The following is a 22,957-nucleotide window of genomic DNA, read 5'->3' as shown; positions in this document are numbered from 1 at the left end:
CTCTTTCTGCATTGTAAGTGCGCCGGCATCTTTGCAGCGTAAAATATAAATATGAAAACACACATTACTACAAAACGCGTTAACGGAAAAATACTGGTGCGTACCAGCTTGTTATTACTGGTAACAGTAACGGTTAGTTACAGCCTGCTTTCGTTTACTACAAAGACAATAAAAGATGAATTCTTAAACATCATCGGCATTACAAGAACTGAAGCGAATGAACGTATAGCCGGCAGTATGATAGGTGGCTACCTGAACACTTATGGTGTAAACAAAATAAAAAATCTTGCCGCAGCAGACAGGGTTGTTGTTGCAAAAGACCTGCTTGCCTACACGAAAAACTATGTAACATCAGAAGACTTTAGAAAACATTACGCACAGTTAAAACAGGAGAACAAACCGCAGTTTAACGGTGCGCCGGAAACACCGGAAAAATACAGAGCCAAAATAATTGCGCAGGCCAAAGAAGCGGTAAAACAGGCTGAAGATATTATTGCCAAAGCCACACCTGAAAACAAGGCTTTGTTTCAGCCTGCACTGGACGCGGCTAAGCAAAACCTGAAAGAAATGGAGGACCCCGCAAACGAGTTTCTAAAAATGTATGCCGATAATTATGAAAGCCTTTCCAAAATGTATATAGAAGACAGCGTTGGCCGGATAAAAACATGGCATGAAGAATATCCTGACAATCCAAAAAGTTTTATTAAAACAAGGCTGGAAGAGTTTATGGCGGCAACCGATCATGTAGATTTTGCGGCACAGCTAAAAGAAGAACATGGAAAGAAATATTTTGTAAACCCCGCATATGAAAGCAAAGACAGTCATTGGAAGATGGCTTACCGTGCAGGCAAAGAAGTGGTAGAAGCATCCAGGAGTTTTGTAAAACAATGGTTGTCTGAAATGAATTAACTCAAATTAAATCATTGATTTTTTTGATAACTTTTAAACATCTGTGCAGATTATAAAATTTTGCACAGATGTTTTTTATTTTATTAATTAAGTTTACTTACATTCATACCTGCTAAGTTTTTATAAAAAGCAACGATTAAAATGAGTCATATGGTACAGTGCTGTTTATAATAACTCTATAGATTTGACTTTCACCGCAAGGGTTCAACAATATTAAACTAGGTGTTTTTCATAGGTTAGCAACGGCCAGTTCTTTCCAGGACAGGCCTTTTTTATTTTAGTAAGCCATACAACGGCAGTGCAGGCAACGCAACATACATTTACTGCATTTAAGGCAGCGAGCATATGTACACTGTTGCCGATTGCAAAACATAAAAAAAGATGGCGCCGCTACAGAATACCCTTATTTTGCAGTGTAAATAATATCTTTTGATAAACCAGGGTGCTACCGCCCGGTAGAAACATTATGAAAAAAAGAATTCATGTAATTGAAGATGATAATGTGATGCTGCTTGTGCTTGAGTCGCTGCTGATAAAAAATAACTACGAAGTAATCAAAGACTTTAACGGTAAAAATATACTGGTAGATAAAAAGCCTTACCCTGATTTATACATCATCGATATAAACCTGATAGGAAAAGATGGCTGCGAATTTTGTTCACTTATAAAAGAAGAAAACAGCAACATACCGGTCATACTTATCTCAGCCAACAGCAAGTTGCAGCAAAAAGCAAAAGATTGCAGTGCAGATATGTTTATTACAAAACCTTTTGATCCCCCAGCTTTACTCACGGCAATCAGCGAATGCCTGGCCGGGTAGTAATGCTGAAAAACATGTTGGATACCGGCAGTAGTATTTCATGGCATCTTCGTTGCGTCGCAATCCTTTCATCTTTCTGTTAATAATGAAGCTAAAACCATAAGCCCTGCGTTGCAGGGCTTATGGTTTATATTACTCCACAAAAATTTTTGTTGTATAACCGGCTGCGTGGTTCAATACACGCAGCACATAAGCACCACTGCTCAGCGTAGCCGGCAGATTAAGTGTTTGAGACACTGAGCCGCCAATATGCTCTATTACGCGCTGGTATACTTTCTCGCCATTGGTACTGTACATAACTGCCTCATATCTTCCGGCAGGTAAATTATTCAGTGTAACAACCATTGTTTTATTTTTTACCGGGTTTGGTGTTACGCTTACAGAGACTTTGCCATTATCCACGCTCACCACTACAATAATCGTTGTAGCCGTTCTTCCGTCTTTATCAAAGGTTTTTATACGGTAGTAGTTTTTGCCGCTCACAGGGTTCATGTCATCAAAAGAATAATCATTCCGCGGGTTGTTGTTGTTGTACGCTTTTACTGAACCGATGGTAGTAAACGTTGCAGCGTTTACAGATTTTTCTATTTCATAATGGTCAACGCCCGTTTCATTCAGGGCGGTCCAGTCTACCCTTATCTTATCTCCTGCCTGTGAAGCTTTCAGGTTGATGACAGTTACAGGCAGAATGATTGCATCAGGATTTACAACCGAGAACCGGTTGAACTGTTCAACACCGTTGGTAAGGCTGTTGCTTATGCCAATAGTATACTGGCCATAGATTTCCGTGTTGTTGGCATTACCCGTAAAGTCTGTGATGTCAGCAAGATCAGACAAATTTAAAAAGTTGCCATTGCCAACGCTATAGTCTTTCTGTACAAGTGCCGGTTTTGCGTATACAAACCCTGCCTCCACTTCGTTTTCACCGGCGCCCCAGTTGATCCAGTTGCGTTTTGTAAAAAATAAACGCATGGTAGCCTTGCCGGTAGCACCACTGCTTTTTACATACCAGATGCGGTTTACACGCCATGAACCCGCTCCGCCATATGTATAACCAATATCACCATAGTTTACGACCACCGTATAATCATGTGGCGTACCAGATTGGTTATTGATCATCATCCTGTTTGGAGAAGGTGTGGTAATAGCTGTGCCTGCAGTAAGGTAACTTGCACCCACAGGGAAGTAGGTATCGGTATTTGCTATGTTTTTTATCCTGAATCCTTTTGCTCCGCTGAATGCACTGGTAGCGCCGGCTACGTTTAGTGGCACACCAGCAAGATCACAGGTAGCAATAAAGCTGTTTGTATAGTTTGTAGCGTTGGCCGTGTAAGTAGCTTCAGGTGTGGCCAGTACACCGCCGCTGTTGCTCCATGTAATCAGGTTATTATTGGTTACAAAAATGCCCGATGCAAGATTGAGATCATGCGCAACTTCAAGATCATGCGCATTGCCCATTACAACCCTGTTTAACAAACCGGCCTGTATACTTACATCGTATGCAGGACTATAATTTAGCGTTCCTACTGTTGGGAATGCCGGGTATATCTGCACACCTGTATTGGGCGTCTTGAAAATGTAGTTTGCGCCGCTGTTGTATGTCCTTGCTCCTGAAACGACTACATGCGCGTCAATACCCCCTGCAAGATTCACCATTAATCCACCGCGCATGCTCATGTCGAAAGTAATATTACCAGCTGAAGCAGTGGCGTTATTGTTGATGGTAACGCTGTTTGGTACCAGGGGATCTATAAAGATGATATAGCTATTTGCCGGGATGCCTGCACCTGAAACCTGCATTCCTATTTCAAGGCTGCCGGTAAATACAAGGTTGGTAAGGTAGTTCGAACCGGCGGTAGTAGTGCCCTTTGGCGTTTTGCTGTTTAACCCGTTCAATACAAAAGTACCTGTACCGCCAACTGTTCTGCTGTTATAATCAAGCCAACCGCCCACGCTTGCCGTTCCCGCCAGGCTTACATTGGCACTTAGCTGTACACCTTGCGCAGAGTAGTTGTTAAATACAATATTTCTTGGCGCGCCGGTTGCAGGTAATTCTTTCGCGGAAGTAACCTGCTGTACGTTTCCACCGTAGTTAAGTGTGCCCGTAGAGGTATACACAATTCTTCCGGTGCCAATGAGGTTGATGCTGGCAGAAGTTGGCACCATGGTAAATGTTCCGGAGATCGTCAATACCACACCGTTGTCAACTTCCAGCGTACCGGTCGACAACACAAGATTGTCAAGTTCCTGGCTGGTGCTTACTTTAAGTTTTCCTCCTATGATATGTACGTCTGCTGTTACCGGCAGTGTATTACCGCCTGTCTTGTTCAATTGTAATGTGCCGTTCTTTACCTGAGTATAACCGGTGTAAGTGCAGGGTCCGGTAAGGGTCAATGTACCTGTGCCGGTTTTTACCAGGCTGCCCGTACCCGCTATATAACCAGTTGAAGTACCCGTTCCATTACCAAAAATGGTATTGACATTCTGGTTTACGGTTAACACAGTCCCTGATAAATTCACAACCTGTGACTGGCCTGAGTTATTTGTCCACGTAGTGCTGAGTGCGGCGACCGTTTGCGCCGTGTTCAACAGGTTAACAGTTGTGTTCCTGCCGTCTAACTGGTACATATGAAGAGGCCCTGTTCCAAGGTTCGACCCTGCATTTACAGTAAGTGTTCCATTTCTTACACGTGTTGTATCCTGGTAAGTATTATAGTTACCTGAAATATTCTGGGTATTAAGAACGATTATACCCGGCCCGGTTTTTTCAAGCCCGCCGGTACCACTTAACCTTCCACTTAAGATAAAGCTGGTAGTTGTATTTGTAGTACCAACCTGGGAACCGATAGAAGCGAGCTTTGAATTGTAAACGGGAGTTAGTACAATGTCAGAAGGAAGTGTGGTGATTCCGGCAGAGCCCGAGAAGTTAAAGAGATCGAGCGCTGCAGGAAAAGCCTGGTTGGCAGGCCCCAGTCCATACAGGTTAATAACGGATGGAGAATACGTAATGTTTACATTACTATTGCTGGTTAACTGAAGGCACAGCTTACTGAAATTATTTACCGTAACACTGCCTCTTGTCAGGCAGGTAGAAGTATTGGTTACCAGCCAGCCGGCATTTGTACCGGCAGCATCACCAAGTATCCAGTTACCTGTCATTGTACTACCACTTGCATTGAGGCAAAGTGCAGCCCCGTCGTAATTTGTATTGCCCCCTCCCAGTATCGTCATGCTGTAACCATTGTCATTGATAGTACCGGTGGCCACAGAAACACCTGTAAAGTAATGACCGTATCCACCGAGATTTATATTGATCATATCGCCGTTACTTGTAGCCCAGTTTCCCGTGCTGTAGCCAACAAATGTTGTATTACCCGTTAGCGTAGCGGACCCAAAAGCAATCATATTCTGACTTAACGCGTTAGCACCCAGCAGCCCCGTAACACTCGTAGAGGTGCCGCGGTTTACGGTAAGTTGCCCGCTTACCGATAACGGTACATAAGTTCCGGCAACTGCACTTGCACTATTCGTAGAAGGAATTACATTCATCCACGAAAAAGAGGGCGTCTGGTATAAACTGATCGTACTGGCACCACTGGCAGTAAAAGAAGGCATTTGTCTCAGCGAGCCGGCGCCGCCGCTGGACGCGGCGATAGTAAATATAGAGTTGTCAATTTCGATAGGGTTGTTTTGCAGGAAATTTGTTGGCTGCGATGTTGCGCCAGTTTTTCTTCCGATCGTCAATTCGCCTGCGTTACCAAAAATATTGCCCCCGAAACCTGTGCCAAATGGCGCGCCCAGTTGCAACTCCCCGTTGCCCAGCTTAGTCAGGCCATTGTTCCCGTAGATGAGGGGGTTTGTATTTGTTGTACCACCAAGGTAACTGGTTCCGGTATTTACAGTTACTTCTGCCGGAGAGGTCAGTGTAATGCCGTTTAAAGAACTACTTGCATCAATACGATAATTGTTTACTGTTGATATCAGGCGCCTTGCATTTACAAGGGCAGTTACATTTACCTGTCCGGCTGTTCCTTCAAACTGACCATAACCGGAATTGATCCATACGCTGTTTTGATACGCCGGTGTGGTTGGTCCGCCGCCGGTATTTTGTCCCCAGTTAACAAGCGTGCCGTTCCAGCTTGCAGGAGATGTTGTACTGCTCCAGTAAACGTCCAGTTTTGCTACAATGGTTTGGCCCGGTGCAGCAGGGGCACCCAGGGGATCTGCACCCGAAACGGTTACAGGGCCCGTACTTGAAAAACTAAAGTTCGCCCTTGGCGTAGTGGTTATGTTTACAGTTCTGCCCGCTGTAGCCGTTCCTGCCACATCAGCCACGAGCAGCAGAAAATTATTGGTTCCTGCAGCTATGGGCGTAAAGCCGCCACTGTACGTTAGTGTATTTGCAGACGATGTACCGGAGATGGTCACAGTGCCAACAAGTGTGGCTCCTGTAAGGCTGTTACCAGTATTCTGATAGAGGTTGAAGATAGAGATGTCGTTGCTACCCTGGAATGTTCCAGCAGTAGTGAAGGTAACACCCGTTGGTAAAATAGGGGCATTTGCCGCGGCCAGCCTCAATGAGGCAATCAGGTTATTCTGGCTACCCGTAAGTATAGAACCTGCTACCGGGTGCACGGTTGTTATTGCCACCTGTGGGTCTATTATTGTGAAGAGATTACCCTGTGTGGCAGGGTTAGTCCCTGTCTTTTGCACACCCCCACCGCCAAAACCTGTAAAACCAAGGTTTGAGAGTGATGTGGAGGTTAATCTTACCTGGTGCGTCAACGCGGAAGCGCCAGTACCAACATCGGTGGTTATTATCAGGTAGCTGGTACCTGCACTCGGTATACTTAAAAAGCCCGAATTGAATGTAATAGTACCTCCGGAAGCGGGCGCCGTTGCAGTACCTACCAGCGTTGCGCCGGTCAACGTTACAGCCGTATTCTGGTATAATTTAAAATTTACCAGGTCTCCCGCCACATAACTGCCTGCTGTAGTAAATGTTGCACTGGTTGGCGTAACAGAAACAGCATTTATCACATCTAGCTGGTAACTCGCAATAATATTGTTTATTGAACCCAATGAAATATTTGCAGCAGGAGGCTGACTTGCAGTAATCGCCACGGAAGGACCGTAAATCGTTTTTGTATTACCTGCTGCAACCGGGTTTGTTGCACCGGTCACAGCAACCGTACCACCTGGTACGCTGGTGAATGAAAAATTTGCCAGGCTGTTAGCTGCAATGTTCACATTGTCGCCGTTGATGCTCGTCAGGGCTATATCTGCCGTAATGATAAAATAAGTGGTACTTCCGGCGGCCAGGGTAAAAAACCCGGTATTAAAGGTTAACGTTTGCGGGTTGCCCGATGCCGTTGCAACACCGATAAGCGTAGGGCTTGCAAAGTTATTTGCATTGTTCATATACAACCTGAATGTGGTTATATCTGTTGTTGGAATATATGTGCCTGCCGTGGTAAACGTAAACGAAGTTGGATTTACATCCGCATTGGCCACGGTAACCTGGTACGATGCAAGCATATTGTTTGCAGTGTTTTGCAAAACTGTTCCCGCGGCGGGGTGTGCGGCGTTAATGGTAACAACAGGGCCAACTATTGTCTGGGTATTGCCTGCCGGCACAGGATTGGTTCCCGTCTTTCCAACACCTGCACCACCTGCAGTTGTAAAAGAAAAATTGTTGAGGTTGGTGGCAGCTATATTTACGGTATTGCCATTGGTGCCTGTCAAAGGCACATCGGCAGTCAATATAAAATAAGTGGTCGTTCCATCAGTGATGCTGCTGAATCCGGTATTAAATGTAAGTGTCTGCGGTCTCGTGCCGCCGGCTATATTGCCAATCAGTGTTGCGCCTGTAAGGCTGTTGGTTGAATTTTGGTAAAGGCTGTAGCCTGAGACATCGGCAGCATTGGCATATGTACCGGCTGTAGTAAAGGTAAATGCTGTAGGTGTAACGTCTCCGTTTGATGCTGTAACCTGGTACGCAGCTATTGGGTTGACGTTGCTGTTTTGGTTAATCGTTCCTGCCGCCGGGTGTACTGCTGCAATAGCGGCCTGCGCACCAATGATGGTATGTGTGTTGGTAACTAATGCCGGACTATTATCACCGGTTCTTAATACTGCACCGGTGAACTGAAAATTTGTTAATGCCGTTGATGTTAGCGACACTGTTTTCCCTGCCTGTGCAGAGAGCGGTACATCTGTCGCTACAAGAAAATAGGCGGTGCTGTTTGCAGCAAGTGCAGAAAATCCTGTATTGAAATTAAGCAGCCCGCCGGTGGCAGGTGCAGCCAATGTGGCAACCAATGTAGCGCCACTGAGGCTATTCGTCGTGTTCTGGTATAGTTTGAAGTTCGTAATATCAGTTGCTGCCGTATATGTGCCTGCGGTGTTAAACCTGAAAGCCGAAGGTGTTAGCGCTGTACTCCCCGTTACTACCTGGTAGGCGCCTATCAGATTATCAGTGGTATTTTGGGTTAAGTTAGATGCCGCCGGGTGCATGCCTGTTGTATTGATCGTAACTGGCGGAGGCGGCGTCCACGTAAATGTAAGGCCGGATGCAGGCATAAGCGTGTTCCTTGTTCTGCAGGTGGCATTATTGGCTGCCCCGGCTGTGGTGGCAGCCCAGTTGGTAGTGGTTGAGCGGTTATTAAAATCAGCATTGGTTGCGCCCCGGAGACCTACCTGCACATCTTCGTTTGTAGCGCTGGTCGCGGTACACGTGCCATATCTTACTTCAGCAACGTTGCTGGTTTCATAAAGCCTTACCTGGAAGTTTAATACATCTCCTGTATAATTGAATCTTCTTGCATTATTCCATTGTACGATGAAAATTCTATTTGGTGCGGTTCCGGATGTGGTGTAACTAATACGCGTATTGGTTGCACTGCTATACAGGTCGAAACCAAAAGCAGCTATTGCTCCCTCATAAGTTGTCGTTGCAGACACAGGCACATATTGTGTCGGGTTGCCACCTGTGCTAACAGGCACAGTACCACCCAGCATTACATAGCCGTTAGACTGAACGTTGCAGGTAGTGTAGTTGATGCCATTGAAATTGAACGTAAAGCCCAGTGGAATATTGAGGTAGTTGTTATCATCCCATCCGCCGGTACCTAAGTTTGTACCGGTAATAGGTGCATATGTACTTGTACTCTGGGTGAATGCATAGCCCGAAACCTGTGCAAACAGGGTTGTATTGGCTATAGTCAAAAGCACGGCAAACAAAGTTGCCCTGAGGGTATACTTGAAGGTCATAAGGGGTACGGTTTTGATTGCCGGGCTGGTTCTCCCGGTATATATACGGATTAAATCTGGCGATGAAATTAACTGATAATTAATATGTACTTACATAACACAGATTAAGAAAAAATGAAAATTGTTGGTACCGGCAAAATATTTTCATGGCATCTTCGTTGCGTCGCAATCCGTTTATCAGCAGTATTTCATGGCATCTGTGGCTCATAACCTGGTTTTCGAAAGCGCATCGTTGGCTGCGCAAAGATTTGCAGACGAAAGGATTGCGACGCAACGATGCTGCCACCTGTACTGCCGCCGGTATCCAAAAATTTCACTTAAGCTAACATAGCCTGCGCTCTTTCTATTACTAAACCCACTACTTTTGAAACATTATGATCGCTTTTGTAAGAGGGAGCTTTGCAAAGAAAAGCCCGGCGCAGGTTATTGTTGATGTAAATGGCGTGGGCTACGAATTACAGATAAGCCTGAATACTTATTCTTCTATCAGCACGAAAGAAGAAGGCCAGTTACTCACCTACCTGCACATTACCGAAAACGGGCAAACATTGTTTGGTTTTTATACGCAGGAAGAGAAGGATCTTTTTCTTCAACTCATCAGCGTTTCCGGCGTTGGTGCCACCACTGCAAGAATGATGCTGAGCGGTTTGCGGCCCGATGAAGTGATTAAAGCAATTGTGCAGGGCAATACCAGACAACTGGAGAGCGTTAAAGGAATCGGGAAAAAAACCGCTGAAAGACTTATCGTTGAGCTGAAGGATAAAATGGGTAAAATATCTTTTGAAAATACCGCCTCTCCCACTCAGTCTTTTGATGCTCCCGGTAAAGATGCAATCAATGCTTTGGTAGGTCTTGGAATAGCTAAACCTGTGGCTGAACAGGCAGTAAAAAAAGTTTCAGATTCTGCTAAAGAAGCACTTTCTTTGGAAGATATTATTAAACAAGCTTTAAAAAATCTTTAGACCTATAAGAGAAACTTCTACCTAACCAAGGCTACTGAAAAATTGACTCGTCATTTCCTGATTTTTTCGCGTATTACTGTAGCTGTTTTACTTGTTGCAACTGGCATTCCTGTGTTTGCACAAAAAACAGACTCGCTGCGTTTTCCATTGAAAGACCGGCGTGGTGACAGATTTACGTGGCGTTATAACAACCCTTTTGACATAAAAGACACCTCATTTGTAAAGCAGGAAATTGAGTATGACCCCACCACAAAACAATACTACATTGTAGAGAAGATAGGCAATACCGTTTACAGGAAATCTACGCTTTCGTTTGATGAGTTTATGAGACTGCAATCCCAGATCTCGGAGAACGATTATTTTTCTGAACGTTCCAAAACACTGTTTGATCTCAACCGTCGTGTGCAAAGACCCAGGCCAAGGGTGTATAACCAGTTATTCGACAGAATTTTTGGTGTGGGCCCGCAGGGTTTGAAGGTGGACATTAAACCGGAAGGTAATGTTGATCTTATTGCGGGCTACCAGGGCCAGAATATAAAAAACCCAACACTGCCGGAAGCGGCCAGGAAAACGGGTGGGTTTGATTTCAACATGAATGCCAATGTAAACATTAATGCGAACATTGGAGATAAGCTTAAACTACCCATTAGTTATAATACGCTTGCCAACTTTGATTTCGAAAACCAGCTTAAGCTCGATTATAAAGGCAAGGATGATGAAATCATCAAATCCGTGGAAGCAGGTAATATTTCATTTCAGTCTAAAGGAAGCCTGATGGCCAGTGTGCAGAGCCTGTTTGGTGTAAAGACCCAATTGCAGTTTGGTAAACTGTTCATTACTACGGCACTGGCCAACCAGCGTTCTCAACGCCAGTCGCTTACACTGCAGGGCGGTGGTCTTAACCAGGTGATCAACAAAAAGCTGGATGATTACGATGAGAACAAGCACTTCCTGATGGCGCAGTATTTCAGGAACAATTACGAAAAGGCAATGAAGAACCTGCCTTATGTAAGCAGCCAGACACAAATTCTGAGACTGGAGGTTTGGGTAACCAACCGTAATGGTGCCACCACCAATACAAGGAACATTGTAGGTTTTATGGACCTTGCAGAAAATGACCCATACAATTCCAATATCAATTCTTTGAGTTCAAACCCGTTGCCATCCAATGGTTCAAACGACCTTTACCAGAAGCTGAGCAGTAATGATGCAAACCGTAACCCGGCTTTCATTAACACTTCATTGCTTGGTTTAGGTTTAACGCCGGTAAATGATTTTGAAAAAACATTTGCCAGGAAGCTTGACCCTTCGGAATACTACTTTAACCCACAGGTTGGTTTTCTTTCCCTCAACCAGCAGTTACAACCAGACGAAGTATTGGCTATTGCTTACCAGTACACATATAACGGGCAGGTGTTTCAGGTAGGTGAATTTTCACAGGATGTAAACGTTGACTCTACTCAGGGCGTACAAAAGGTATTGTTCCTCAAATTATTAAAAGCCACATCGCAACGGCCAACACTGCCACTCTGGAACCTGATGATGAAAAACATTTACTCATTGGATGTAACAGGTTTACAGAGAGATGGCTTTAACATCAACGTGCTATACCAGGAACCAAGCGGTGGTTTAAAAAGATACCTGCCTGTTACCGATGAAGCTTATTCCGGTAAACCTTTGTTGAGCATATTAAACCTTGACAGGTTAAACAATCGTAACGACCCGTTACCGGATGGCCAGTTTGATTATGTGGATAGTTTTACAGTTTTATCACAACAGGGCAAGATAATTTTTCCTGTACTGGAACCTTTTGGCAATTACCTGGATTCAACAGCTTTCAGCGGTCAGCCACAGGATATCAAAAATCAATACCTGTTTCCGCAATTATACGATTCGATTAAAGCAATTGCCCAGACATATGCAAACCTTGACCGCTTTTATGTACAGGGAACCATTAAGGGTAGCTCTACAACAGATATCTATCTTGGCGGTTTTAATATACCACCCGGGTCAGTGTCGGTAACTGCCGGCGGACAAATATTGCAGGAAAATGTAGACTACATCATTGACTACAACCTGGGTACACTCAAAGTTATTAACCAGGCAATTCTTAACTCTGGTGTACCGGTTAATGTGCAGTATGAGAACAATGCCACATTTGGTATACAACAACGAAGTTTTTTTGGTTTGAGGTTGGATTACCTGGTAAATAAAAAGTTGTCTCTCGGTGCAACGATGCAACGCCTTACCGAAAGGCCATTCTTTACCAAAGTAAATTACGGCGAAGATCCTATTCAAAACAGGATGTATGGGGTAGACTTCAATTACAACTCGGAGTTACCCGGCCTTACACGGTTATTAAACAAATTGCCTTTCTACGATTCAAAAACGGTAAGTACCATCAATGCTTACGGTGAAGCAGCGGTATTAAAACCTGGTCACCCGAGCCAGATTGGTAAAGGAGAAAGTGGTTTGATTTACCTGGACGATTTTGAGGGTACCACCAGTAGTATTGATCTGCGTTTCCCTTTTGTAGCCTGGACACTTGCCTCTACACCGCAGGGCACAACTTTCCCCGAGGCCACGCTTACGAACAATCTCGATTATGGAAAGAACAGGGCGAAAATTGCCTGGTACAACATAGAACCAACATTGCAGGACAAAAACAGCCCAAACAATCCTTTACGTGGCAATCTTGCAGGTCTTAGTGACCCCAGGGTAAGGGCAGTTTACACCAATGAATTATTTCCGCAGCGCACAACGAATATTACCGACGTACTAAATGCAACCTTTGATCTTGCTTATTACCCTACAGAGGCAGGCCCTTATAACTTTACGTCTTCAGGAGCAGACATGGATGAAAGAGGAAAATTCAGGTTTCCAAAGCAAAAATGGGGCGGCATCATGCGCAACATAGACCAGACAGATTTTGAAACAAGCAACATTGAATTTATTGAATTCTGGGTGCAGGATCCGTTTATCAAAAGCCCGGTAAGTACAGGAGGCAAACTGATCCTGAATCTTGGCAATATCAGTGAAGATGTTTTAAAAGACGGTCTGCGTTTTTACGAAAATGGTTTGAACACACCAACTCAACCTGCTGCCGTAGACGATAACAACAGTGTTTGGGGTCGCGTGCCTGTAAACCCCATACAGATAACACAGGCTTTTAGCAATGACCCGGCAGACCGCCCTTACCAGGACGTAGGTTTCGATGGCAATGATGATGACTCTGAAAGGCTGAAACAGGCGCCTTATCTTGCCAACCTCGCTTCCACTTTTGGAACAGGATCTGCGGTATACCAGAGTGCACAACAGGACCCATCGCACGATAACTATAAATGGTACCGGGATGCCAGCTATGATGCGTCAGGTACAGGTATTCTGGGCAGGTACAAGAATCACAATAACCCGCAGGGCAACTCCCCTATTGCCACGGGCACTTCACAGTTTTCACCGGCTGTGACACTTTATCCTGATAACGAAGACCTGAACCGGGATAATACCTTGAACGAAACAGAAGAATACTACGAGTACGAGATAGACCTGAAGCCTGGTATGGATGTAAACAATACACCCTACATTACTGATAAAAGAACGGTTACTGCAAAACTTGCAGACGGTACATCAGTAAATGAGAACTGGTTTCTTTTCAGGATACCGATCAAAAACTATTCGGGCAAAGTAGGCCAGATACCGGATTTCAAATCGATCAGGTTTGTGCGTATGTTTATGACAGATTTTGAAGATTCAATTGTTATGCGTTTTGCCAGTCTTGATCTTGTTCGTAACCAATGGAGAACTTTTACGTACGAACTGGACACAACCGGCTCTTACACGCCACTGCCGGCCAACAGTTCTACCAAGATCAATGTGCTGGCCGTTAACGTTGAAGAAAATAGCAGCCGCCAGCCTATACCCTATAAAATTCCGCCGGGTATTGAGCGGGTACAGTTGTTGGGTAACAATGGCGTAAACCTGCTGCAGAATGAACAATCCATGAGCCTTAAACTGACCAATGTAACCAAAGGTGAATCGAGGGCTGTATTCAAAACACTGAATCTTGATCTTAGGCAATATGGCCAGTTATCCATGTTCCTTCACAGCGAATCTGTGATCGGTCAGCGCAATCTTAATACCGGCGACTTTGTTGCAGTAATAAGGCTCGGCCAGGATTTCCTGAATAATTACTACGAAATACGCATTCCTTTAAAAGCAACCGATTTTGGTGCGAGCCTGGCAGACCAGATATGGCCAGTTGAAAACAACCTGGACATCGCTTTAAATGAACTGATACAACTTAAGCAGCGTAGAAATGCAGCACAGCAATCTCTTGGCACTATTTACAGGGAGCAATTGGGTACGCAGACCATTTCTGTTCTTGGTAATCCTAATTTGGCAGAAGTACAGGGAATCCTTGTTGGTGTTGAAAACGCCACCAATGAAACCCTCAGCACCGAGGTATGGGTCAATGAGCTGCGTCTTTCCAAAATTGATGAGAATGGTGGCTGGGCCGCTTTGGGTCGTGCTGATATACAACTGGCAGATCTTGGTACATTATCTGTTTCTGCAAATACGTATACCCAGGGTTTTGGCACCATCGAACAACGTGCCAATGAGCGTGCAAGGGATAACATGGTGCAATATGATGTGGCACTTACGGTTGATGCCGGTAAACTGCTGCCGAGAAATTCGGGCATAACCATTCCTGTATATGCAAGTGTAAATAAAACAATTCTTACACCAGAGTACGATCCATACGATAAAGATGTAAAATACAAATACAAGCTTGCCAATGCAGGTGATAAGAAAGACTCCATCAAAAATGTTGCACTGGATGAAACAACCATCAAAACATTGAACTTTACCAATGTGAGGTTTGGCCAAAACGTACAGAAACAAAGACTATGGAACCTGAAAAATTTTGATTTCAGTTACTCCTACACGCACTTTGAACAAACAAACCCGCTGATACTCCTTAACAGCATCAACAAACACAGGGTTGGCGTAGGATACACTTTTACGGGAACAGCAAAATACAGGGAACCATTTAAAAAATGGATCAAAAACAAAAGCCCATGGCTGGCATTGATCAGGGATTTTAATGTTAACCCCGTTCCCTCACTGCTTAGTTTCCGGACAGATGTAAACCGCCAGTTTGGTAAATACACGCCGCGTATCGTAAACACTTTCGACAGCAAGGTTGAACGTGTAGATACCACATACGATAAGTATTTCACCTTCGACCGCTATTACAACCTTCGCTGGGATTTTACACGAAGCCTCAATTTCGACTTCAGCGCCACCAACTACGCAAGGGTTGATGAACCTTATGGTTTATTGAATACGAAATTCAAAAAAGACTCTGTAAGAACGAATTTCTTTAAAGGTGGAAGAAGCACGGTTTACCAGCAAAGAGCTGTATTCAGCTACAATGCGCCACTGGCCAAACTACCCGCAACCGACTGGATCAATATGCGCTACAGCTACACCACTACCTATAACTGGGCTGCAGCAAGTTTGCTGGCACGCAATCTTGGTAACGTTATTGAAAACAGCCAGCAAAATTCTTTAACAGGTGAATTTGATTTCACGCGTTTATACAGCAAATCCCGCTGGCTCGATAAAATGACCCAGCCAAATGAGCAGCCTGATGACAATGCGGGCAATGGTGATTCAACCATCAACATTAAAACAAGAGAAGAAGTTATCAAAGACCTCAAAGGCAAAGCAAAGAAAACAGCATTACGTAAATGGCGCGCAGATAAAAGGGCAAAACGAAAACTCGACAGAAAGAATAAAGTGGTAAGCGGCCCGTCTGGTGTTGCCAAAACTGCAGTCGGTATAGTTACAATGGTAAAACGTGCATCAGTCAACTACAGTGCAAACTTTAACAGCCGCGTACCGGGTTATACAGACAGCACCAAAATCCTCGGCCAAAACTGGAAATCTATGCAACCCGGTCTTGACTATGTGTTTGGCAGGCAGCCAGACTCGGCATGGCTCAACGATAAAGCAAGAAGGGGTTTAATAACACGGGACAGCACGTTCAACCTTTTGTATGCGCAGGATTATGAGCAGCGTATAAGCCTTACCGCCCAGCTGGAACCATTCAGGGAATTTGTAATAGACATAAACCTCGATAAAACATTTACCAAAAGTTATACAGAATTATTTAAAGACACCAGCGGAAGCGGTGATAAATTCCGTCACCTAAGTCCATTGGCCAGTGGCGGCTTCAGTGTGTCTTACATCAGCTTCCAAACGTTGTTCCAGAAGTATAAACCAACAGAGGTTTCGCAAACGTTCAACAAGTTCCAGGACAACAGGATCGTTATTGCAAACAGGCTTGCCAGGTCTAATCCTTACTACACAGGCGGCACAACTGATGATGGTTTCCCCGAAGGTTACGGCCGGTATGCACAGGATGTATTGATACCAGCATTCCTTGCTGCCTATACCAATAAAGACCCCAATACCGTTGGCCTTATCAAACAGTCTAATCCCAATGTGCAGTCCAACCCGTTCAGCGGCATTAAACCATTGCCTAACTGGCGCGTAACCTATACCGGGCTTACAAAAATTCCTGCTATTGCAAGCGTGTTTAGTAATATTTCTATAACACATGCCTACAACTCAACACTTAGTATGAATTCTTTTACAAGCGCACTGCTGTACAATGATCCTTTCAATGTTGGCGCGCCGCAGTTTAAAGATCCCACGTCAGGTTATTATGTGCCTTTCTACCTGGTACCAAACCTTAGCATACAGGAGCAGTTTGCACCATTAATCGGTTTTGATTTTACAACGGTTAACCAGACAAGTTTCAGGTTCGATTATAAAAAAAGCCGGCAGTTAAGTTTAAGCCTTATTGATTACCAGCTTGCAGAAGTAAGAAGTACCGAATGGACGTTTGGCGGAAGCGTAAGAACCAAAAATGTGAAGCTCCCGATCAAACTGCCTTTCATGAAGCAGACAGACCAGGGCAATGATCTCAACATCAACGTTGATCTTTCCATGCGCGATGATATACAAAGTAACAGCCGCCTCGACCAGGCCAATGCTTATAGTACCGGCGGGCAAAAAGTAATTACCATACAGCCATCTATAGACTACGTGATCAGCAATCGTATCAACATCAAATTCTATTTCGACCAGCAGCGTATATCGCCATATATTTCAACTTCTGCACCAACTGTAAATACACGGGCTGGTTTGCAGATAAGAATTTCACTGGCACCAAACCCGCAACAGTAGCAATGTTGTAATAATTGTGTAGCCGGCTGCAGAATAACTATTAAGCTATTGTTGCGTCGCACTCTTGTACTGCAACAAATAATGCAACAAAAAACCTCAAAGCTGCGCTTTGAGGTTTTTTACACTTTACATGAACAACGATCAATACCTACATTTGTAAACGCCACATGAATTTATACAGCTTAAGATATAACTACAGTAAAACAGGCAAACCTTCGCGCTTGCCCCATAATGTTATTGCAGCACAAGAGTGCGACGCAACAGGCGATGCCATAACATACTATTGCCGGGCTCACAAAAAAATAACCGCCATCATCATTTTGTTATGCATACATATGGCCCTTCAAGCACAGCATAAATTCACGATCAGTTTTCACAACGTGGCAGGTAAACAACCACTGAATGTTGACAGCCTTTACACAAACCATTTTGGAGAAACGCTGCAGGTAAGAAACTTCAAATATTATATCTCCAACATTACCCTGACAGATGCAGACGGAAAAAAAGAAACGTTTAAAGATCAGTACTTCCTCATTAGCGAAAACGATACCGCGTCAGGAAACATTTCACTTATAACAACGCTTTCCGGCATTGCAACAGTTGAATTTCTGCTGGGTGTAGACAGTGTAAAAAACACAAGTGGCGTACAGACAGGTGTTTTAGATCCGGCAAAAGGCATGTACTGGACCTGGAACAGCGGCTATGTAATGGCCAAACTGGAAGGCAGGTCTGCCGCCGCAAAAACGCCTGCACATGCATACAGCTATCATGTTGGCGGCTACAGGCAGGGCGAAGACGTTACAAGAAAAATTATACTTCCTGCAAATGCCGGCGGGTATAACACGCTGACTGTTTATGCAGATATTTTAAAATGGTTTTTTGGTGTACATGATATTAAGTTATCTGACAAAGCCTTTTGTCATGAACCAGGCGCAATGGCCATGCAGCTGGCAGATAATTATGCAAACATGTTTACCACAATATTGCCTGAATGAAATTAAGCGCCACTATATGTGTTATTGTTGCGCTGCTTTTTACCGCAGCAGGTTGGGTAAGTGTTGAGCCTTATAACACACATCCGCTGCAGTTTACAGTTCCGGAGGGGTGGCCGCAGCCGGTGTACGATTTTAAAAGCAATCCGCTTACAGAAGAGGGTTTTCAGCTCGGCAGAAAATTGTTTTATGATGGTCGTTTAAGTAAGGATGGTAATTTTCCATGCGCCAGTTGCCACCAGCAGTTTGCCGCTTTTGCAACGTATGATCACAGTTTAAGCCATGGCCATAACAACCATTTTTCGCAGCGCAATGCAACACCGCTTTTCAACCTAGCCTGGCAAAAAGATTTTATGTGGGATGGCGGTATCAACCACCTGGATCTTCAACCACTTGCCCCGCTGACTGACAGCAATGAAATGGCAGAAGACATTGAAAATGTTTTACAGAAAATAAAAGCAGATACCGCCTACAGGCGCATGTTTAAAGCAGCATTTGGAGATGGAACAATCAATACGCAACGTATGACCAAAGCGCTGAGCCAGTTTGTGTTAATGATGGTAAGCAGCAACAGCAAATACGACCGGGTAATGCGTGGGGAAGACAGCTTTAACCTGTCGCAAAAATTAGGTTACGCCATGTTTAAAAGTAAATGCGCCGGCTGTCATACAGAACCTTTCTTCACCGATTTTAGCTACAGGAACATCGGGCTTCCGGCAGATGAATACCTGAATGATAATGGCAGAATGCGTATAACCCGCAAAGCGGCAGACTCTTTAAAATTCAAAGTACCATCATTGCGCAACGTGCAGGTTACTTTTCCTTACACGCATGATGGCAGGTTTTATTCGCTTATTGAAGTATTTAATTTTTACAGGCATGATATGGTGAAAGGACCAACAACCGATTCATTACTGGTGCATGGCATGCCACTTTCCAATTACGAGATCGGCCAGCTTACCGCTTTTCTTTATACACTCACAGATTCAACGTTGTTAACAGATAAACGCTTTGCTCCTCCTGGTTTTGAAAACAGGATGCCTGCAGCCGTTCCCGACATACATAAATTCTAACCTTTGTACGTAAACAGTGAATTTGCCTGTGCAGTACAGGTTATAACAAGATCATTGATGCAAACGTGTTGCGGTAAGGTTGCGCAATAATAACAGGTATCTGCAATATCGGCTGCATGCAATGGTTTGTAGCCTTCATAAACGGCTTTTGCTTTTGCCTCGTCTCCCTTGAAACGTACTACAGAAAATGCTGTTTCCACAGCCCCGGGATGAATGGCGGTTACTTTTATTTTATGCTGCAACAAATCTATACGCTGGGCTTTGCTGATGGCTTCTACGGCAGACTTTGTAGCACAATACACATTGCCATTCGGGTACACTTCTTTGGCTGCGGTAGAACCAATATTAATGATATGCCCTTGTTTACGTGCTATCATAAATGGCAATACCGCCTTTGAAACATAGAGCAGTCCTTTCACATTGGTATCAATCATGGTTTCCCAGTCGGCCAGGTCTGCCATTTCAAAACTGTCGCGGCCAAGCGCCAGACCGGCATTGTTGACTACTACATCAATGTGCTGCCATTGCTCGGGTAGATTTGTGATTTGCGCAAAGACTGCCTCTTTCTGCTGTACGTCAAAAACCAGTGGCAAAACATTCACTGCATGCTGTTCCCGCAGCGCTGCAGCTATTTCGTTCAACCGGCCTGCACGCCTGCCTGTGATTATACAATGCCAGCCGTTTGCAGCAAATTTTTCTGCTATGGCCTTACCAAAACCTGACGTTGCACCGGTAACAAGTATTATCCTGCTCATACTGTAAAGATAAAACAGCCGTTGATTGCGAGGGGCTATACAACCGTGTTTTGTTAAAGTTGTGTTTTGAGAAAAACAACAGTACAGCGTTATTGTAATATTTTTTGCGCCCGGGCTACATATAGTGCGTAAAAAAATGGCTGGTAATTTGTAACAAAAGAATATCAACATTTCACATGAGCAATCAGAAAACATCGCTTTTATTTTGCATTGTGATGGACATTGTGGGTTATGCCACGTATGCCATTCCTGGTTTGGGTGAGTTTGGTGACATTATTTGGGCGCCGGTTTCCGGGCTGATCTTCTTTAAAACTTTTGGCGGCTGGAAAGGTGCGTTTGGTGGTATTTTCAACTTTGCAGAAGAGTTGTTGCCAGGTACTGATTTTATTCCAAGTTTTACCATTATGTGGTTGTTCCAGTATGCTGCGGGCAGGAAAACAAAGGTTGATATTACCGCTGCACGTTAATCCAGGCTGTGACAGCAGCATGGCAGGTGAAGTAACTAATTAAAGCAGCTGGTGGAAAGCGCACGCTGCAGCTGCCATAAAAAGGGAACGTTGAAACGAGCGTGGCAACAGGCGATGCCATAAAAAACAACAGCCGGTAACAAAATTACCGGCTGTTTTATGTTTATTCATTTTGGTCGTACTCAGAGAAAATCCTGGTTAATGGTATTTGCGCTACCGGCGAAACGATGAGCGGGAATTTTTCGACGGTTACAAAACTCGGGTCAAGTCCAAAACCACGTTCTTCGCTCAGGCTCACTTCTTTCAGCCAGAAGTGAAGTTTCATTACCACGCGCTCAAAGAAAGGCAGCTCATTATCGTTTGACAGGTATTTTTCCATCACAATAAACTGGAAGTCGCCCACCACGTTGTTTTTCTCAAGGCTTTCGTAGCGGCTGGTAATATTAACCTCGTTGTTATTTACCAGTTCTTCCACCACTTTGCGGAACATGAGGTTTATACGCTGCTGTACCCGGAAGCCCAGGCGAAATTCTACACGAATGATGTCATTGGGTATAATGTGGTCAACAATATATTCGCAGGTATATGGGTCATCGAGCGTATCTACATGTACAAACCAATAAATATCTGCACGCTTGGGCTTTTTATTCAATATAGAATAAATGATCTTGTGCTCAATCTCTTTGGGGTTGTTGGCGCTTGTCATGTACACCAGGTGCGTGGCATACTTGGTAACGGTCTTATCGTTACTCAGCTCCTGTATCATAGGCAGGTAATGCTCCAGCCGCACAAATTCCACGTAGCGGTTTTTAATGCGGCGGCTCCTGTACCAAACATACATTACGGCAAAAAGAGCGCCGCCCACAATGAGCGTAACAAAACCACCATGCGGGAACTTCTCAAGATTAGCAATGAGAAATGCAATCTCGATTGTAAGGTAAACCAGCAAATAGAGGTAGATCCACGCAGCATAGGTGCGCTTACCCACCAGGTAATTGGCAAACAAAATGGAAGTACTTATCATACACATCGTGATGGCCAGGCCGTAAGCTGCAGCCATATGTGTGGAATTTTTAAAATAGATGCTTATACCACAGCAGCCCAGGAAGAGCATCAGGTTTATGCCGCCAATAAATAACTGGCCACGTGCTTCGGTGGGGTACTTGATCTTCATTTTAGGCCAGAGGTTCAACCTAATGCTTTCACTTATCAGCGTAAACGAACCGCTGATCAATGCCTGGCTGGCAATAATGGCAGCGGTAGTGGCAATTACAATTCCTATAAGCCTGAACCAGTCGGGCATAATGCTGAATAGTACTTTAAAGGTTTCGCTGTCAATAGCGTTCCCTTCGAAGTGCGCCAGCAGGAATGCGCCCTGGCCAAGGTAGTTTACAATCAGGCACGCTTTTACAAATATCCATGAGTAACGGATGTTGCCGCGGCCACAATGGCCCAGGTCTGAATACAACGCTTCGGCACCCGTGGTACAGAGAAAGACGGACCCCAGGATCCAGAAACCTTTGGGATAAGTAGCCAGCAATTCAATGGCATAATGCGGGCTAAATGCACGAAACACATGCAGGTCGTCCATTAAATGCGCACTGCCCAGCACAGCAAGCATGGCAAACCATACAAACATAATAGGGCCGAATAGCGTGCCGATTGAAGCGGTTCCAAACTGCTGCAGGAAAAACAATACGGCAAGAATAGAGCATACAATTACAACAATTTGGGTTTCCGAGATGTTCCGGAAGAACGGCACGCCTTCAATCTGCCGCAAGCCTTCAATGGCAGAAGTAACAGATATAGGCGGTGTAATCATACCATCGGCCAGCAATGCCGCACCACCAATCATGGCGGGTAGCACCAGCCATTTCTTTTGCCGCCTTACCAGTGCATATAAAGAGAAGATACCACCTTCACCCCTGTTATCGGCCTTCAGCGTAAGAATAACATATTTGACGGTGGTTTGCAGTGTAAGTGTCCATATAATACACGACAAGCTGCCAATAACCAGGTCCTCCGTAATCACTTTTCCTTTGATAATCTCATCAAATACGTAAAGCGGGGAGGTTCCAATATCGCCGTAAATAATTCCAAGTGCTACTAAAATTCCGGCTGCTGTAACTTTGTTTAAATGCTTGCCCACAGAGTATATTTTGTTCAGGAAAAACTTACAGTGTACAGTAAAAAGATTTGATGTTTGTGTACCCGGCAGCGCCACCTCTGGCATCGCCTGTTGCGTCGCACTCTTGTACTGTTGATTTTTCATGGCGGCCGTGCACGACCATGCACAGCCATTACCACCCCATTCAACTGTAAAAGATCTGTAAGTATTGTTCAAATCCTTAGCAAATGTATAGTGATTTTATTTTTAAAAATAAAATGCCATAGCAGTTACAACACTCTTTTTCAAAAACTGTTAATTTACAGTTTCAATTCAAAACAGC

Annotated in this window: 11 protein-coding genes; 8 read left to right on the top strand and 3 right to left on the bottom strand. The window is 44.4% G+C overall.

Going from position 1 to position 22,957, the window contains the following annotated elements:
• Window positions 1-51 precede the first annotated feature (51 nt).
• The gene (locus tag I5907_RS11595) at window positions 52-909 is read left to right on the top strand and encodes a hypothetical protein (RefSeq protein ID WP_196990872.1); all 858 of its coding nucleotides are present in this window, start codon (window positions 52-54) and stop codon (window positions 907-909) included.
• A gap of 466 nt (window positions 910-1,375) precedes the next feature.
• A complete protein-coding gene (locus I5907_RS11590) occupies window positions 1,376-1,729 on the top strand; it encodes a response regulator transcription factor (RefSeq protein ID WP_196990871.1) in 354 nt (117 codons plus the stop codon).
• A gap of 132 nt (window positions 1,730-1,861) precedes the next feature.
• On the opposite strand, the gene I5907_RS11585 is transcribed toward I5907_RS11590, so the two are convergent.
• Complete coding sequence (locus tag I5907_RS11585; protein ID WP_196990870.1) at window positions 1,862-9,001, bottom strand: autotransporter-associated beta strand repeat-containing protein; 7,140 nt, start codon at window positions 8,999-9,001, stop codon at window positions 1,862-1,864.
• Window positions 9,002-9,147: 146 nt separating this feature from the next.
• On the opposite strand from I5907_RS11585, the gene I5907_RS11580 reads away from it, so the two are divergent.
• From I5907_RS11580 to I5907_RS11560, 5 genes are all read left to right on the top strand, one after another.
• Window positions 9,148-9,327, top strand: a complete 180-nt coding sequence (locus I5907_RS11580; protein WP_196990869.1) for a hypothetical protein — start codon at window positions 9,148-9,150, stop codon at window positions 9,325-9,327.
• A gap of 48 nt (window positions 9,328-9,375) precedes the next feature.
• On the top strand, window positions 9,376-9,963 hold the full coding sequence (gene ruvA / locus I5907_RS11575) for a Holliday junction branch migration protein RuvA (RefSeq protein ID WP_196990868.1): 588 nt from the start codon (window positions 9,376-9,378) through the stop codon (window positions 9,961-9,963).
• A gap of 111 nt (window positions 9,964-10,074) precedes the next feature.
• A complete protein-coding gene (gene sov, locus I5907_RS11570) occupies window positions 10,075-17,220 on the top strand; it encodes a T9SS outer membrane translocon Sov/SprA (protein ID WP_346266779.1) in 7,146 nt (2,381 codons plus the stop codon).
• 335 nt (window positions 17,221-17,555) lie between these two features.
• Window positions 17,556-18,215: an MbnP family protein gene (locus tag I5907_RS11565; protein WP_196990866.1), complete on the top strand. Its 660-nt coding sequence runs from the start codon at window positions 17,556-17,558 to the stop codon at window positions 18,213-18,215.
• Window positions 18,212-19,285 carry a cytochrome-c peroxidase gene (locus I5907_RS11560; RefSeq protein ID WP_196990865.1) on the top strand — a complete coding sequence of 358 codons (1,074 nt, stop codon included), beginning with the start codon at window positions 18,212-18,214 and terminating at the stop codon, window positions 19,283-19,285. The genes I5907_RS11565 and I5907_RS11560 overlap by 4 nt, the downstream gene beginning before the upstream one ends.
• Here I5907_RS11560 and I5907_RS11555 read toward each other — a convergent pair.
• Window positions 19,282-20,040: an SDR family NAD(P)-dependent oxidoreductase gene (locus I5907_RS11555; RefSeq protein WP_196990864.1), complete on the bottom strand. Its 759-nt coding sequence runs from the start codon at window positions 20,038-20,040 to the stop codon at window positions 19,282-19,284. The two genes, I5907_RS11560 and I5907_RS11555, sit on opposite strands and share 4 nt — an antisense overlap.
• Before the next feature lie 176 nt (window positions 20,041-20,216).
• Here I5907_RS11555 and I5907_RS11550 point away from each other — a divergent pair, with 176 nt between their 5' ends.
• Window positions 20,217-20,507, top strand: a complete 291-nt coding sequence (locus tag I5907_RS11550; protein ID WP_196990863.1) for a hypothetical protein — start codon at window positions 20,217-20,219, stop codon at window positions 20,505-20,507.
• A 163-nt stretch (window positions 20,508-20,670) separates the two neighbouring features.
• Here I5907_RS11550 and I5907_RS11545 read toward each other — a convergent pair whose 3' ends face one another.
• Window positions 20,671-22,656 carry a KUP/HAK/KT family potassium transporter gene (locus I5907_RS11545; protein ID WP_346266778.1) on the bottom strand — a complete coding sequence of 662 codons (1,986 nt, stop codon included), beginning with the start codon at window positions 22,654-22,656 and terminating at the stop codon, window positions 20,671-20,673.
• Window positions 22,657-22,957: the final 301 nt, after the last annotated feature.

This window comes from Panacibacter microcysteis, assembly GCF_015831355.1.
GTDB lineage: Bacteria > Bacteroidota > Bacteroidia > Chitinophagales > Chitinophagaceae > Panacibacter > Panacibacter microcysteis.
This window is presented reverse-complemented; position numbering and strand designations above follow the sequence as displayed.

Bases quoted from the DNA above. Each gene is read 5' to 3' on its own strand.
- I5907_RS11595 (WP_196990872.1), top strand. From the start codon at position 52: ATGAAAACACACATTACTACAAAACGCGTTAACGGAAAAATACTGGTG.
- I5907_RS11590 (WP_196990871.1), top strand. From the start codon at position 1,376: ATGAAAAAAAGAATTCATGTAATTGAAGATGATAATGTGATGCTGCTT.
- I5907_RS11585 (WP_196990870.1), bottom strand. From the start codon at position 9,001: ATGACCTTCAAGTATACCCTCAGGGCAACTTTGTTTGCCGTGCTTTTG.
- I5907_RS11580 (WP_196990869.1), top strand. From the start codon at position 9,148: ATGGCATCTTCGTTGCGTCGCAATCCGTTTATCAGCAGTATTTCATGG.
- ruvA (WP_196990868.1), top strand. From the start codon at position 9,376: ATGATCGCTTTTGTAAGAGGGAGCTTTGCAAAGAAAAGCCCGGCGCAG.
- I5907_RS11565 (WP_196990866.1), top strand. From the start codon at position 17,556: ATGGCCCTTCAAGCACAGCATAAATTCACGATCAGTTTTCACAACGTG.
- I5907_RS11560 (WP_196990865.1), top strand. From the start codon at position 18,212: ATGAAATTAAGCGCCACTATATGTGTTATTGTTGCGCTGCTTTTTACC.
- I5907_RS11555 (WP_196990864.1), bottom strand. From the start codon at position 20,040: ATGAGCAGGATAATACTTGTTACCGGTGCAACGTCAGGTTTTGGTAAG.
- I5907_RS11550 (WP_196990863.1), top strand. From the start codon at position 20,217: ATGAGCAATCAGAAAACATCGCTTTTATTTTGCATTGTGATGGACATT.